Source organism: Nostoc commune NIES-4072, assembly GCF_003113895.1.
Lineage (GTDB): Bacteria > Cyanobacteriota > Cyanobacteriia > Cyanobacteriales > Nostocaceae > Nostoc > Nostoc commune.
On sequence record NZ_BDUD01000001.1, the window covers coordinates 6,976,811 to 6,991,138 of the forward strand.

The 14,328-nt window shown below is 36.9% G+C and carries 14 protein-coding genes and 2 pseudogenes; 8 read left to right on the forward strand and 8 right to left on the reverse strand.

What is annotated here, in order from left to right:
- The first annotated feature begins 35 nt into the window (after window positions 1-35).
- Together CDC33_RS31350 and CDC33_RS31355 are read left to right on the forward strand one after the other, a co-directional pair.
- Window positions 36-413 (forward strand): HesB/IscA family protein, encoded by a 378-nt coding sequence (locus CDC33_RS31350; protein ID WP_109012240.1) that lies wholly within the window; start codon window positions 36-38, stop codon window positions 411-413.
- 228 nt (window positions 414-641) lie between these two features.
- Window positions 642-941, forward strand: a complete 300-nt coding sequence (locus CDC33_RS31355; protein WP_109012241.1) for a 2Fe-2S iron-sulfur cluster-binding protein — start codon at window positions 642-644, stop codon at window positions 939-941.
- A 572-nt stretch (window positions 942-1,513) separates the two neighbouring features.
- On the opposite strand, the gene CDC33_RS31365 is transcribed toward CDC33_RS31355, so the two are convergent.
- Window positions 1,514-1,723: a TOBE domain-containing protein gene (locus CDC33_RS31365; protein ID WP_109012242.1), complete on the reverse strand. Its 210-nt coding sequence runs from the start codon at window positions 1,721-1,723 to the stop codon at window positions 1,514-1,516.
- A 533-nt stretch (window positions 1,724-2,256) separates the two neighbouring features.
- On the opposite strand from CDC33_RS31365, the gene CDC33_RS31370 reads away from it, so the two are divergent.
- The 3 genes from CDC33_RS31370 to CDC33_RS31380 are packed head-to-tail and all read left to right on the forward strand — an operon-like array spanning window position 2,257 to window position 4,387.
- On the forward strand, window positions 2,257-2,745 hold the full coding sequence (locus tag CDC33_RS31370) for an ankyrin repeat domain-containing protein (RefSeq protein WP_109012243.1): 489 nt from the start codon (window positions 2,257-2,259) through the stop codon (window positions 2,743-2,745).
- The gene (locus CDC33_RS31375) at window positions 2,708-3,994 is read left to right on the forward strand and encodes a nitroreductase family protein (protein ID WP_109012244.1); all 1,287 of its coding nucleotides are present in this window, start codon (window positions 2,708-2,710) and stop codon (window positions 3,992-3,994) included. The genes CDC33_RS31370 and CDC33_RS31375 overlap by 38 nt, the downstream gene beginning before the upstream one ends.
- An 18-nt stretch (window positions 3,995-4,012) precedes the next feature.
- Window positions 4,013-4,387, forward strand: coding sequence for a hypothetical protein (locus CDC33_RS31380; RefSeq protein ID WP_109012245.1), 375 nt, complete (start codon window positions 4,013-4,015; stop codon window positions 4,385-4,387).
- Between the two features lie 19 nt (window positions 4,388-4,406).
- Here CDC33_RS31380 and CDC33_RS31385 read toward each other — a convergent pair.
- Together CDC33_RS31385 and CDC33_RS31390 are read right to left on the reverse strand one after the other, a co-directional pair.
- A pseudogene (locus CDC33_RS31385) lies at window positions 4,407-4,979 on the reverse strand (hydrogenase maturation protease); the annotation flags it as partial.
- Between the two features lie 395 nt (window positions 4,980-5,374).
- Window positions 5,375-5,797 (reverse strand): hypothetical protein, encoded by a 423-nt coding sequence (locus tag CDC33_RS31390; protein WP_109012247.1) that lies wholly within the window; start codon window positions 5,795-5,797, stop codon window positions 5,375-5,377.
- A 725-nt stretch (window positions 5,798-6,522) separates the two neighbouring features.
- Here CDC33_RS31390 and CDC33_RS31395 point away from each other — a divergent pair.
- Entirely contained in the window at window positions 6,523-8,166 is a 1,644-nt protein-coding gene (locus CDC33_RS31395) for an IS1634 family transposase (RefSeq protein ID WP_109012248.1), read from the forward strand.
- Between the two features lie 312 nt (window positions 8,167-8,478).
- The gene (locus CDC33_RS31400) at window positions 8,479-9,282 is read left to right on the forward strand and encodes a hypothetical protein (protein WP_146195875.1); all 804 of its coding nucleotides are present in this window, start codon (window positions 8,479-8,481) and stop codon (window positions 9,280-9,282) included.
- Window positions 9,283-9,688: 406 nt separating this feature from the next.
- On the opposite strand, the gene CDC33_RS31405 is transcribed toward CDC33_RS31400, so the two are convergent.
- The 4 genes and pseudogenes from CDC33_RS31405 to CDC33_RS31420 form a co-directional block, all read right to left on the reverse strand.
- Window positions 9,689-10,087 carry a type II toxin-antitoxin system VapC family toxin gene (locus CDC33_RS31405; RefSeq protein WP_109012250.1) on the reverse strand — a complete coding sequence of 133 codons (399 nt, stop codon included), beginning with the start codon at window positions 10,085-10,087 and terminating at the stop codon, window positions 9,689-9,691.
- On the reverse strand, window positions 10,084-10,329 hold the full coding sequence (locus CDC33_RS31410) for a type II toxin-antitoxin system Phd/YefM family antitoxin (protein WP_109012251.1): 246 nt from the start codon (window positions 10,327-10,329) through the stop codon (window positions 10,084-10,086). Before CDC33_RS31410 ends, CDC33_RS31405 begins: the two co-directional genes overlap by 4 nt.
- Window positions 10,330-10,668: 339 nt before the next feature.
- The gene (locus CDC33_RS31415) at window positions 10,669-10,938 is read right to left on the reverse strand and encodes an antitoxin family protein (protein ID WP_244919388.1); all 270 of its coding nucleotides are present in this window, start codon (window positions 10,936-10,938) and stop codon (window positions 10,669-10,671) included.
- 48 nt (window positions 10,939-10,986) lie between these two features.
- Window positions 10,987-12,087, reverse strand: a pseudogene (locus tag CDC33_RS31420) (nickel-dependent hydrogenase large subunit); the annotation flags it as partial.
- A 116-nt stretch (window positions 12,088-12,203) separates the two neighbouring features.
- On the opposite strand from CDC33_RS31420, the gene CDC33_RS31425 reads away from it, so the two are divergent.
- Window positions 12,204-13,688 carry a site-specific integrase gene (locus tag CDC33_RS31425; protein WP_109012253.1) on the forward strand — a complete coding sequence of 495 codons (1,485 nt, stop codon included), beginning with the start codon at window positions 12,204-12,206 and terminating at the stop codon, window positions 13,686-13,688.
- Window positions 13,689-13,777: 89 nt separating this feature from the next.
- On the opposite strand, the gene CDC33_RS42030 is transcribed toward CDC33_RS31425, so the two are convergent.
- On the reverse strand, window positions 13,778-13,930 hold the full coding sequence (locus CDC33_RS42030; RefSeq protein WP_146195876.1) for a tyrosine-type recombinase/integrase: 153 nt from the start codon (window positions 13,928-13,930) through the stop codon (window positions 13,778-13,780).
- Between the last annotated feature and the right edge of the window lie 398 nt (window positions 13,931-14,328).

Genomic DNA, 14,328 nt, shown 5'->3' on the forward strand with positions numbered 1-14,328 from the left:
TCAGAACAACTAATCGCTACAAATCAGGAGACTTAATGGCCGTTATTTTATCAGAAAAAGCAGAATTTCATCTGCGGGCATTTCTCAAAGGTTCCGCACCCGACGCTAATGGCGCAACTAAAGGTGTCCGCATCTCTGTAAAAGATGGTGGTTGCAGTGGCTACGAATATGCGATCGATATCACTAGCAAGCCTCAACCAGATGATTTGGTAAGCCAGCAAGGCAAAGTGCTGGTTTACGTTGATGCCAAAAGTGCGCCGTTATTAGACGGAGTTATTGTTGACTTCGTTGAGGGAGTGATGGAAAGCGGTTTTAAATTCATCAACCCCAATGCAACTGATACCTGCGGTTGTGGAAAGTCCTTTAAAACAGACGACGGTACGCCTACTGGTGTACCTTGCAGCCAAAGCTAACATCATTTCGTTAGTGCTAAGTCAATTGTAGAGATTTCCCATAAACACACTCCGCAGAGTTTCAATGCTCTTGAGGTAGCTTCTAGTTCGCTTTGTATCCCTTACCCCTATAGAGAAGCTGACTAAACTTAGCATCTCTGTAAGAAGAAGGGAAGCAAAAAGTAGGATAGGTTGCTCAAAAAATTCGGAAATTAGACCAACTGTATAACGTTTGAGGAGAATCTGAAAATGGCTACCTACCAAGTTAGATTAATCAACAAAAAAGAAGACCTCGACACCACAATTGAAGTTGACGAAGAGACAACAATCTTAGACGCAGCGCACGAAAACGATATTGACTTACCAGCTTCTTGTCAAGCAGGTTCTTGCTCTAGTTGTGTTGGCAAGGTCGTTGAAGGTGAAATTGATCAAGAAGATCAAAACTTCCTAGATGACGAACAGATTTCTAAGGGATTCGCTCTACTTTGTGTCACTTATCCCCGTTCTAATTGCACAATTAAGACACATCAAGAACCCTATCTCGTCTAAACTATTATTTTGGTTGCTGCCTAAGGCAATCAAATAAAAAATGAAGGATGAAGGATGAAAATATACTTCCTTCTTCCCTTCACAAGCCCTAATTTATAATTCAAATCTTTTCCACTTTTAGTATTTCTGGCTGTTCATTAGAATTATTAAGAATGGGAAAGCGAGGAATCGTAACCTTCTGTAAAAGTCAAGATTAAACAATATTTAAAAAACTGATATCAAAGGGAGTAACGTCAGGAATGATTCTGACTTTAGAATAAAAGTTTCTCTCATTAATTATTAAAATAATAAACACATATATAGAACTAAATATAGAAAGTAGCTGTGTTATTTATATCCGCATTATTGATAAATAATTAACATCTATATAATATTATCTTGATAAAATAATTATTAATTTATAATTAAAAGGGTATGGAGCAAGCACTGATTGCAACTAAGAATTACGAATTACATTGACCTCACTCCTTTCTTAATTAATTTCAGGAGTGAGGTCACTAAATTTATAGAGATGAATGCAATTTCGTATTACAGACAAAGCTGCTTGCAAGAAAAAGCAACTTGCTTATTTTTTAATCCACAGCAACTATCACATCTGATGATTTAATCACGGCATAAGCTTGCTTACCTTCTACAAGTCCTAGCTTTTCCGCCGATGATTTTGTGATTATTGACACTAACTCTACTCCTGGTGCCACTTCTAAAGTTATCTCAGTATTAACTGTACCAGGAACAACTTTTTTTACAGTACCTTTGAGAGAATTACGAGCGCTAATTTCCATGTTTTTACTTGCCAACTTTAGCTATTTATACTTTAGTAAATTAGCAAATTTTAATATTATAAATGTTATTTTTTTAAATATCTTAATAATTCTGAAATAATTCTCATTTGCCTAACGGTTAAACCTCTAGGTGATGATCTTTACAAGAAAGTGTGGTAATGTGCTACAAAACTCAGGCTCAAACAATTTTAAAAAATAATAGGCATTATCAAAAATAGAGTTATCGATTAACGAGTGCTAGATAACATTTTTACATTTATACTTCCTAACAAAAGTCGCATCAAGTATTAGAATAATTTTTTAATAAGTTTGTTGGAAAACTTTAGCATTGTTTAAATAATAAGAAAAAATCTTAAATTTATCTTTATAAATGATTCAGAGTTTAAACTTATAAAGTTGATAGCATATATGTAAGTGAAAATAATTTAGTAGATAACATTTTTCTAAAAATGGTGGGCATTGCTCACCATTCTATTTGTCAAGCAAATTTATATTAGTAAATTAGTGCAGATTAAGCTAATTAAGGAATACTCATGAATCGAACCAACAGTCCAAATTTGAGTGAATCAACAACCCAATGGTTAATAGAAAAAGACTATAATCCTAGCGATTTAAATCAGCCGGGTGAAAATGGCGATACAGCTTTAATGAAAGCGACAAGAGAAGGAGTTTATACAGTCGTCAAAGAACTAATTGATGCTGGTGCGGATATTAATGCTCGAAATAGCGATCGCAACAATGCTTTGTGGTTTGCCTGTTTTGGCAATCACTACGATTTAATTAATTTACTACTTGCTAGCAACATTAATATAGATAACCAAAATGATAATGGTGCAACTGTTTTAATGTATGCAGCATCAGCCGGAAAGACAGAAGTAGTCAAGTTACTTTTACAACATCATCCTAATTTATATTTAAAAAACTTAGACGATTATAAAGCGATAGATTTTGCTAGCAACGTAGAAGTCTTAAGGATAATTAAAAATGCCATCAAGTCAGATATCGGGCAAAGCTTATCATGACGCTACCAAGCATTCTTACTTATCGGTACAACTTGATCCAAATTATGTAGATGCTTCAACACAGCCATCTTCATTTAAAGTTTATCCCAAGTTTTATCGGAGAGTGAAATTAAATCTCAATAATCCTGTTCATTCTTTTATCTCATTAACCAGTGCAGTAACACTAGAAAAAGTATATAAAGATGGCCCTTATAAACTGCGGGTGAATCCATCAGCAGGCGCTCTGTATCCTACGGAAGTTTACGTACAGGTTCGCAGGATTGAGGGAATGGTAGATGGTATATACCATGTAGAAGTTGAGAATAATTGTCTAACTCTCATCTATGAATTAATTGATGATGGGTTGGAGAATTATATTATACCGGGTAAATGTATCAACGGATTCATCTTTTTAATTAGTTGTGTTTATTATAGGTCTAGCTGGAAATATCAAAATAGAAGCATAAGATATTGCTTCTTAGATAGCGGACACCATTTAGGTGCAGTTGCAGCTTCAGCTTTTCTCCACAACCGAGATATACAACTAATTTTTGACTTTGATAAACTTGCTCTCAATTCAGATTTGGGTTTTGAGAATAAGGAGTTTATTACTGCTTGTGCGGTGTCAGGAGAAATACAAGACAAGAAAATCAGAAGCTTAAGGCTGAAAGTTCCTTTTGTCTCTGGTACTGATTATTTTGAATCTAATCAATTTATTGAAGATGCCTATAAAGCAACAACTCTACAAAAGAGTCGCCAGCAGAAATTAGAGTATCCTCAATTTGATTTTGATCGGGATAAATTTTATCAAACAGTTTGGGATAGACGTTCTATTAGACGTTTCCGGAAAGAGTGTATTTCTCAAGAAGATTATTTATATGTAGTACAACAACTTCAGCAGTCAATACCGACAGAAAATTATGAGGAAATAGAAATTTACTCAGTGGTGCATCAAGTAGAAGGAATGACACCTGGGTTATATAAAGGTACGTATCTGGTTAAAGCAGGTAACTTTAGTGAAAAGACAGGTTACTTATGCATTAATCAGGCTATTGCTAGAGATGGCGCTGTAACTTTATTTTTTGTGTCAGATTATTTAAACTATCAAACTGCTATGCAAATAGCTGGTTTTCTTGGACAGAGGCTTTATTTAACTAGTAATTATTTGGGAATTCAGTGTAGTGGAATTGGTGCGTATTATGATGACGAAACCCAAGAATTATTAGAAACAAATAAAGATGTACTTTATGGAATGGTGATTGGAATATAAGCAGGAAGCTAAAGAGATATGGCTAGAAAGATGTATTACTTCAATAGTGATGACTCACATCCTATGCAACCGACATCTGCGGATATTATACTGCGGCAACAGCTAGAGTATTCTATTAGCAGATACTTTTATGACGCTTGCGATCGCACGATTCAAAATCTTCTATCTAATTGTCGGTGGTATGTCACAACCCATGCCAATGCTCTAACATTGGTTATTGAGTGTCCCGATCAAGTTACTAATTGGCGTATTTTGCAAAAAATCGTGCCAATGGGGACATTGCTATATGGAATTGTCAGCAGTGCTAAAATCCGTGTTTGTCCGCCAGAGAGTCAAGGCGTACCTTTTGAAATGAGAGTAGATGAATTGTCTGTTTATCGGGATTGGGCTTGATTCGATTTTGGATTGTTAATTAAAAGTTGATATTCTGGCTGATAAGTGCAGCTACCTCTTCAAAAACCAAATCAGCAGAATGTTTGACAACAGGACTTAACTCTAGTCCCAAACCAAGATTTGCCGCCTCAATTAAATAAACTGTTACATCTTCAGGAAAGTCATTTTGAAAGATTTTCCGTCCGGCGACTAAAGCATTATCCCAACGAAAATCATGCAAGTTATAACTAGGTTCGGGCATTGCTTCCAGTTCTTTTCCTGGAACTTTAAACACAGCACCCGGTTCAGAACCAGTTGAACTTGCATCAATAATTATTAATTCTTTACTACCTCTAGCTTGAAACATTACTTCCATCCCTGCGGTGCCACAGTCATATACTCGCACATTAGGGTGAGGTTTTTCAGCTAGATATTTTTGTAAGCGTTGGGCAATAATTACGCCTACTGCGTCGTCACTGCGATTTAGATTGCCGCAACCAATAATAGTTAGCATGGGATGAGATTTAATCCGGCGATTTTTTTGCCAGCCAATCTGAAACCATAAATATTGATCGCGTTTATCATCGAGTGCTAAAAGGCTCTCTACGTGGTCATCAGGCGAGCTATAGGATTACTATTTGATTTTTGAACGAAATTAAGTATTGTAGAGTGTGTTAGAACGGAGTTCGTAACGCACTATGAACACGAGTTTTATGCCGTACTCTCTGTGCTAACACATCCTACGTATATTTTCAGAAATCAAACCGGATTCCTATATTACAGATGCGGTCATATTCTATGAGAATATTTTTAATAATATTTCTGTAGGTTCTCTCAGCCGCTAGGTCAGCAAATAGCTTAGTATTTTCATACTTGATATGGAGTGATCGCAATTTAACAATTAATAGTAATTAAAGTTTGTCATACAGGCAATCAGTAGTGATTGAAATAGAGGCTTTGAATAATAATACAGACAAAGCCTCTGAAAAAGAATTTATCAGCAGGAAACTATAACTCTACGCCATGTTTCTTGGCGATTTCATTCAGTTTATCATACTGATCTTGTGACACTTTAGTTAATATCTCTTCAGCCTGTTCTTTAGTACTTCCTTCTTTAGGAATTAAATACTTGACATAAAGAGATACAAAATCAGCAGCGATCGCTAAACCGGATAAAGCATGTTGGTCTGCTTCTTTGCCTGCGATCGCAGCTACTAAACCAGCTTTAATTGGGTCTGGTTTAACTTTCATGAACTGCTCGACAAGTTTAGGAATGTAGTCTTCTGGTGGCAAATTATCTAACTTACTTCTATCGGGAGTAAAGTTACATTCTGCGGCTTTCGCTTGCTCTAAAACACACCATTCGATGAATTCCTGCAATGCTGCATCGGGAACGCGAGGGAGATATTGATGTAGCGCTAAATCAGACACAAGCTTACCGTGTAAATTGCTGTTTTATGCAAATGCATTAAGGCAAGCCTAACGCATCGTTTCTAGATGTTTTGGTGTGTTACGCTACGACTTTTGAATAAATAGTTAGATTATGAGATATCTCAAGCAAAAATCATCCTAGAGATAGCAATGATGCTCGTCATAGTGAAATAATTGTCGATTAACGGGAAAACCACAATTATGAGCATATATTTTAAAGAATATTTACAGATGTATTCAAGTTGTATTTCTCATGGGAATCTTAAGAATATTATCACCCGTTTTGATTAATTAGTTTAAGGAAGGCAGAGTTAGCTATGGGAAAAGATTATATTTTATTTCTGCATGGCGTAAATGTACGGGAATCGAAAGAAAACGAAAGGAACCAGAATTACATCTATGCTGACAAGTTGTTTAACTTGATTGTTGAGTTAGTCCGGGAGAAAGATCGTAATCGTGAATCCCACATTCCGCACCCTAACTGTCACAAGTTCATTAGTACTTAACTAATTTTCAGTAAATAGTATTTGTGAACTATAGACTGGAGGAGTATTTTAAGACTTAATGATAATAACTACTATTAATAGATAATTGAGCCAAGCCAAAGCCAAAAAATTTATATATGCACGGAAGGCTAAAAACCTGCGGCTTGGATATTGCAAATAAATTTTTAGGTAGATAAAGTGTGAAAATTTGAACAGATGTTGTTTAGTCTGTTCATCGCTATGTCTAATCTGAAAGAAATTGAAATTAAAAACATAGACCATTTGGGTATAATTGCAGGGATTATAGACTCAATAGGCTTAGTAGATATTATTAATGAATTAATTGGGCAAGAACAAGGAGAAAAAATCAGTCCTGGACAAGTGGTTAAAGCAATGATCTTAAATGGATTGGGTTTTGTGAGTAGTCCTTTATATATGTTTTCCGAGTTTTTTGAAGATAAACCTTGTGAACATTTAATCGGAAAAGGAGTAAAAGCAGAATATTTAAATGATGATAAGTTAGGTAGAGTCATGGATAAATTATTTATTAAAGGTTTAACGGAGATATTTTTAGCTATTAGCAGCCAGGCGGTCAAAGAATTTAATATTAGTTTAAAATCTTCACATTTAGATTCGACTTCCTTGCATTTACATGGTGAATATAGTAGTAGTTTAACCGATGTAATTATTCATTGTAATTCATCAAATAGTGAAATACAATCAGCACGACCTATCGAAATAACCTATGGTTATTCTCGTGACCACAGACCAGATTTAAAACAATTTATCATAGATTTAATATCATCTGGAGATGGAGATATACCAATATTTTTAAAATCGGCATCTGGAAATCAATCAGATTCTTCAAGTTTCGCTAAAATATTTTTAGAATACAAAGAACAAATACAAAAAGAAGAGATAGGGAACGAAGATAATTTAATGGTCGCAGATGCGGCTTTGTATAACGCCAAAAATATCAGTTCATTATTTGGCACAAAATGGCTATGTAGAGTACCGATGACTATAAGACAGGCAAAAGAACTAGCATCAACATTATTATCAACTGATTTTATTAGTAGTTCTTTAACAGGATATTATTATTCTGTAGTTAAAAGTAATTATGGTGGAGTTGAACAAAGATGGTTGGTTGTGGAAAGCACTGAAAGAAAAGAATCTGATTTACGCCAATTAGAAAGAAGAATATCTAAGTCAAAAGCTAGTGCATTATCTCATCTGAAGAAACTACTGGAATCAAAATTTAATTCTCATCAAGAGGCTATTAAAGCCGTAGATAGTTTAAATAAAAAATTAAAGTACCATCAAATTAATTACATCGATTACTTAGAGAAAGAATCAAAAAATAAAAAAGATAAAATAAATTTTTATGAAGTAAGTGCTTCATTGTCGGAAAATATAAATGCTATTAAAAAAGCTTATCAAAGTGCCGGACGTTTTGTGCTTGCAACAAACATTTTAGATGAAAAATCCCTGAGCAATGACGATATGCTTTCCGAATATAAGGCACAGCAAAGTTGTGAAAGAGGATTTGGATTTCTCAAAGACCCCTTATTTTTCGCAGATAGTATTTTTCTGAAATCTCCAGAAAGAATTGAAGCTATGGCTATGATAATGGGATTATGCCTATTAATCTATACTTTAGCTCAAAGACAAATAAGAAAAGCCTTATCAGCGTCTGAATCTACTATTAAAAATCAGCTGGGTAAATCTGTAAATAACCCGACTATGCGATGGATATTTCAATGTTTTCAATCCATACATTTAGTTAAATTTGATCAGGAAATATCAATATCAAATTTAACTTCAGAAAGAAAATATATTTTGAGCTTTTTGCCAGAGACTTGTGGCTACTATTATAAATGTTAATCAGACTGGAGCAAAAATTTATTTGTCATAGAGACTATTAATTTTGATTAAAAGTCACAAATTATAATGACTTTTAATTGACATCTTATAAATCAAATATAGATATTAGCCTAACAACCATAAGTTTTTATCTATTAATTAAGCGTAAACACTTATTGCTTCTTATTGAGAATAAAAATCTGATTGAGGGTAGGTAAATAATATGACTAAGTAAGTAGGTAAAGTGTTTTTTGATTCTCATTGTAGAAAAAATATTCAGTAAAAACCCCTTTGTGACAGTTAGGGTGCGGAATGTGGGGTGAATGCATCAAAGTGCCTCTTTACTGGGGTGATGTCAACGAAAGCGCCTTGAATGAACTACTAACAAACCTGAAAGGCTCGTCTAAGTGGAACCAACTTTGGTTTCAAGATTTTCGCCAAAAGCAAATATTGCAATTTGTCGGGGATGGAGGACTCTACATCAGTCGCCTAATTGGCTCAATGGCGGCTGAACAACTTAAAAAACAAACATTTAAAGGCTTAGAAAAGTATAAACAGGGCGATCGCCTACATTTGGTGACTCATAGTTGGGGGACAATCATACTGTTTGACATTCTGTTTGCCAGCCGTTGGGATGATCACGAAATTCCTGGCTATGAAAGTGTAAAGGCTATTCGAGATAAGCTTTATGGTATTGGGGAGAATCCTACAACAGGTATCCGACTAGCTAGTATTCAGACTATGGGTTCTCCCATCGCCTTGTTTAGCTTAATTAGTATCAATGGTAGAAATGCTAATGATGAAAGTACTCATGACATCAGTCCTGGTTTAAGTAATTTGTTGAAGAACCTTACTCAAGGAGATGGAGAGTTGTCTTGGCTCAATTTTATACATCCTGGCGATCCAATTGCTTGGCCGCTAGAAAATCTCATCACCAAGTTAATCCCCGATTCTGGTTCTTACGTTAACGTTGAAGACGTTCTCACTGGTGACTCTGGTTTATTGAATTTATTTGCTCAAACTCCCCCGATCCGACAGACGTTTTTGGCTTTGGCAAATGGCGGCAGCGCTCACGGAAGTTACTGGCAAAATGAAGATGTAGCACAGCGAATAGCAGCAAATATTCTAACGGTCTAATACTATTGTGTTTTAACCAACCTCAATATTTCGTTTTTTACCTTTTTGTCTGTGCGCTTTCGGCATCTTTCGGACTACCAGTTGAAAAAATATCCTATCGTAGGGGCGTAAGAGATTGCGCCCCTAAAAAGTAGAGATGCGATCGCTCAAACCTTGAATCGCAAAAAGTAACAGAAAAATCGTGAATGGCAACCTCCTTGTATTTTTCAAAATTGAAAAATCGTAGGTAAAGATATTGTGACTGTTGAAGGCGATCGCCTAGTTATCATAGTCAGTGCGGCATAACACAGTGTTGCAGCAGACTGCAATCTAGATGGTCTAGATCAGTCCGTTGTTTGGGGATGAACGCAATAAGCAGCAGCGATCGCCGAAATAGCAAATGCGTAGGCGTAGCCAGCCGTAGGCATTAAGATTTGGCTGCCCAAACTAGGGAAATGTCGTACTTATTAAACATCGAATCGGCACTCACAAGTGTCATTTCTTCTATCTGAGCCTGTGCAATCAACATTCTGTCAAAAGGATCTCGGTGATGCAAAGGTAACGCAGCCGCTTGTAAAGCATGAGAAGCTGTAATTTCTAGCGCTCGCATTGCCAACACTGTCATCCGACTAGAAATATAACTGTCTAGGGGATCTGCCAGTGGTAACTTGCCGATCGCAACTTTTATCCCCATTTCCCAAATACTGGCAACTGAGAGCCACAATTCATTCGTTTCATCGGCAATATGCGCGATTGCTGCTTGATTTAAAAGCTCTGGTTGGGTAAACCACCATAACCAGCACTGTGTATCTAGCAAAAGTTTCACTCCTCACCGCCCTCAAATGCTGCCAAAATTTCTTCTGGTAAAGGGGCATTGAAATCATCTGGCACTACAAAACGCCCTTTATCTTGCCCTAAACTATTGAGTCGATTTGATGAGTTGTGAAACGGAACCAACTTGGCGATCGGAATACCTCGATTGGAAATAATGATTTCTTCTCCAAGTTCTACGCGTGACAACAGCTTTGAGAGATTCGTTTTAGCTTGATGAATATTTACGGTTTCCATGAAATTAAACTAAGTTTAGTATTTTTGTAATAGTGGTGCAAGAGCGATGTCTACGACGGGCTACGCGTACGCTCTTGTTGGTGGTATAGATAGTGGCGAAATGTCACAGCATAAGTAACAATCATTACTTGGATAGAGTGATTGTACAATATGTAATAGTTGAGTTTTTATAAGTCAAGTGGACTGCGACCGCCACAGTTAAGAATATGAATTAACTCAATAAATTATGCATAATGCTGAGATTAGCTTGATGGATTTGGGGTACTTCCACAATGTCGTAATGAAGCTAATTCATGAGTGCGACAAATTAGAACAAATAGTTGCTAGGGCGCTAAGTAATTAGCGATCTATATCGCTACCAGAGAATTCATCATTGCTAACTTCTAGGGGCATGGCAGCGATTTCTGCCAGAATTTCTCTAGGAGTTTTGTTTTGAGGTTTAGCCTCAGTTGCAATGACAGTGACTTCAACGTGAGTTCCCTCGGCTAATAGAATTGGCTGTGATAGTCTGAGTACCCCATGTTCGTAAACAGCTTCTACCGTTATAGTCATAAATTCTTCCCTCATGCCCCAGCTATTTCTAATCATGGCATACCATGATTTAGGCATACAGAAGTTTCGGTGCGTTATTCATAGCGTAACGCACCTAACAATCAATTAAGCAGTCCGAAAACGCGCCAACTCTTCACCAGTCTTAGCATCATGGGCGTGGACTGTACACACCAAACATGAATCAAACGATCGCGCCACATGCCCAACTTCCACCGGATCGCTAGAATCGTAAATGGGTGTGCCAATTAAAGCTTCTTCAATAGGGCCGCGGATACCTTCACCGTCACGAGGGCCGATATTCCAAGTACCTGGGGCAATGACTTGGTAATTTTTAATTTTACCGCCCTCTACTTCTACCCAGTGAGACAATGAACCCCGCGCTGCTTCCGTTGCACCCCAACCACGACCATCTTTTTCTGTAGGTTTGATATACCAAGGATCGTTTAATTTGAATTCGCGTAAACAGTGTTCAGCTTGCCGATATAACTTGACAAGTTCGTGAACTCGTGCTAATTGACGCACATGAATACTAGCACCACCCATCTCCTTGAATACATCGAGGATAAATCCGTCGTAGTGTTGCCAAGATTCGCCATGTTTACCACCGGCTACTAATTGACGCGCTAAGGGGCCAGTTTCCAGACGTCCGAAGTCTTTGTGAAGGACTGCACTCGACCAAGAGTAGGCATTATCGAAGTCTTTGGTATTGATTGCAGTGGGTTTAGTGGTGCGATCGCTAGGGTGAATATCTTCTGTCCCTTCATCGTACCAGGAGTGAGTTGTATTCTCGCGGGTAAATGACTGATCCATTAAGGTGTGAGTGTGTGTGAAGCTGTCGTACACTCCACTTTTCATAATCATCGCCGCATTTCGCCCTTCGATAGTCGGCTTTTGGTATTTATCTTCATGGGCTAAATATCCCCAAGTGACATATTTACCAACACCAGCGCCATATCTATCTAAACCGATGTCTAAACCCATGCGCCAATAAAAACCCAAGTCGGAATCTCGATGATTTCGGTCTTCATCCAACCAATCTCTAAAGTCATCATAAGTTTGGATTTGTTCGTAGCGTTCTAAAGAACAACCCAACCACACTGGTTCTAACCAATTGGTGCGGAAGTATTCTAGAATCGCCCAAGCGCGAGTAATGTCTGTTAGTGTTGGGGCGCACATCACGCCACCAGGCACCATATAACTGCTGTGGCAACTGGTGGTATGCTCAAAATGTTCCTGAGTAACTTATTGCATAAAGTGATTTTGCTCGGTAATAACATTTTCTTTTCACTATCTCAGCTTATAAATAAGGGAATATTTAGGGAATGAACTGGCAAAATCAAAACCAGGGTAATTGCAATCGCCACAATTTCATATCGCAGACATATCCCCCATCTACATATGAGGATGCAAACGCAGACTCAAGGGATTTGTTCGCCGATATGTTCGCAGATTTTGAGCCGCACAACACCACAGACGGTAGTTACAGAGGAACAATGGCGAAAATTAAAGCAACAGAACTACAGTATCAAGCGGTTTTTGAGCAGAAGTTAGTCGAAGCTAATAGTAATTTAAAAAGGGATAGAGTTAGAGTTAGCATTAAACAAACTGGCAATTCTCTACAGTTACGAGCTACCCTACCGTTAAAACCAGGTGATAGCAGCGTAGATAAGGAAAAAAAACAGTATGACTTGTCTCTAGGGATACCAGCAAATTTAGAGGGACTGAAAACTGCGATCGAGGAAAGTTACGAGTTGGGTAAATTAATCGCTCGCCATACCTTCGAGTGGAATGAGAAGTATTTAGGAATTAAATCTAGAGAGAAGCAAGAGATAAAAACTATTGGGGAATTATTAGATACATTTGATGAAAAATATTATCAAACCCGTCACAAAACTATAACTAGTCAAAATACTTTTGCTAACTATATATCCGTTATTAAAAGAAACTTTCCTGCAACAACTTTAGTAACCAAAAATCATTTTGAAGAAATTATTAATTCATTTCAGGGAAATAAAAAAAATGAATTAATTGCCGTATCTTCTGTTTTTATTAAAACCTTTCAGTTGGGATTTATACTTGATGTGACACGAGATCATGTCACTCCTGCTCATCGAGAAATACCTGACAATGATAAAATAGTATCTTCTTTTGACCTCTTTGAAAAATTCGCCCTCAATCGCAAAAATACAAATATTACTGATGAAATAGACAGCTGGGAAATGTGGCGTTGGGTATATGGAATGTTGGCAACCTTTGGGTTAAGACCAAGGGAATTATTTGTCGAACCAGATATTAATTGGTGGATGTGTTTCCAAAATATAGACCATACTTGGAAAGTCAATAAAAATACAAAAACTGGATATCGAGAAGTTATCCCCTTTGTACCAGAATGGATAGAATTATTTGATTTACACAATCCCAAACCATTAAAGATTTTAGAAAAAAAGGTGACAAAAATCGCATCTGTGCAAAATATTAATTGGATGCGGAGAGATATATCCAGATGGTTTAAAAAAGTGGGAATTGAGTTTCAACCCTACGATTTGCGTCATGCTTGCGCGATTCGAGCGCATCTTCAGGGAATACCCATCAAAGCCGCAGCAGATAATTTAGGTCATACTGTTGATGAACATACAAAAACCTATCAAAGATGGTTTGGTATTGAAAACCGTAAAAAAGCCTTTGGCGAGGTAATTAGTCAAAAGTCGTTAATTGAGTTGCAGAAAAATGAAATATTGGCGCTACGGATGGAGAATGAAAGGTTGAAGTTGGAAGTTGAAAAGTTGAAATTTTTGGAAAATGTTTAAAAATCCAGAGGACTGCAAACAGCTTTACCATCACGGTTAAGAACGTGGGTATTAATCATGGTGGTTTTGACATCGTTGTGTCCTAATTTCTAAACAGTACGGATATCATAGCCATTTTGCAGTAAATGGGTAGCAAAACTGTGGCGAAACTTATGACAACCCACCTTTTTTGAATACCAGCTTGACAAACCAGCATAAGTAATAGTAACTATAAGAACATAAATTTGAAGTAAGAAATGCATTATGCCACGCGTACTATTCGTATCGGGTCAAGTGATGAGTCATTAGGCAAGGTGGGTTATTCACTCAATACTTCTATTCTTAAAAAGCCCTATAATTATTTAAGAGGATGTTTGAAAAGTCCTCTTGTCGGTATCCAAAAGTTCTAGATCCCCCTAAATCCCCCGATAAATTGGGGGACTTTGATTCCAGTTCCCCCCTTTTTAAGGGGGGCTAGGGGGGATCTAAACGTGCTTAAAATCACAGCAAAAGACTTTTCAAACAACCTCTAAACCTAAATAAAGCATCAATACAAAAAGGATATTTTTCCTTTACTTTTTCTATTGCTTCTCGGAGAGATTTTCTGCCTATATTCAGTACAGAGCCAAGATTCTCTTTGATAAGTGATTTGTGTGATGAA

Coding starts and splice junctions, on each gene's coding strand:
- CDC33_RS31425 (WP_109012253.1), top strand. CDS start 12,204: ATGAACTGGCAAAATCAAAACCAGGGTAATTGCAATCGCCACAATTTC.
- CDC33_RS31355 (WP_109012241.1), top strand. CDS start 642: ATGGCTACCTACCAAGTTAGATTAATCAACAAAAAAGAAGACCTCGAC.
- CDC33_RS31395 (WP_109012248.1), top strand. CDS start 6,523: ATGTCTAATCTGAAAGAAATTGAAATTAAAAACATAGACCATTTGGGT.
- CDC33_RS31350 (WP_109012240.1), top strand. CDS start 36: ATGGCCGTTATTTTATCAGAAAAAGCAGAATTTCATCTGCGGGCATTT.
- CDC33_RS31410 (WP_109012251.1), bottom strand. CDS start 10,329: ATGGAAACCGTAAATATTCATCAAGCTAAAACGAATCTCTCAAAGCTG.
- CDC33_RS31415 (WP_244919388.1), bottom strand. CDS start 10,938: ATGCCTAAATCATGGTATGCCATGATTAGAAATAGCTGGGGCATGAGG.
- CDC33_RS31375 (WP_109012244.1), top strand. CDS start 2,708: ATGCCATCAAGTCAGATATCGGGCAAAGCTTATCATGACGCTACCAAG.
- CDC33_RS42030 (WP_146195876.1), bottom strand. CDS start 13,930: ATGCATTTCTTACTTCAAATTTATGTTCTTATAGTTACTATTACTTAT.
- CDC33_RS31370 (WP_109012243.1), top strand. CDS start 2,257: ATGAATCGAACCAACAGTCCAAATTTGAGTGAATCAACAACCCAATGG.
- CDC33_RS31365 (WP_109012242.1), bottom strand. CDS start 1,723: ATGGAAATTAGCGCTCGTAATTCTCTCAAAGGTACTGTAAAAAAAGTT.
- CDC33_RS31380 (WP_109012245.1), top strand. CDS start 4,013: ATGGCTAGAAAGATGTATTACTTCAATAGTGATGACTCACATCCTATG.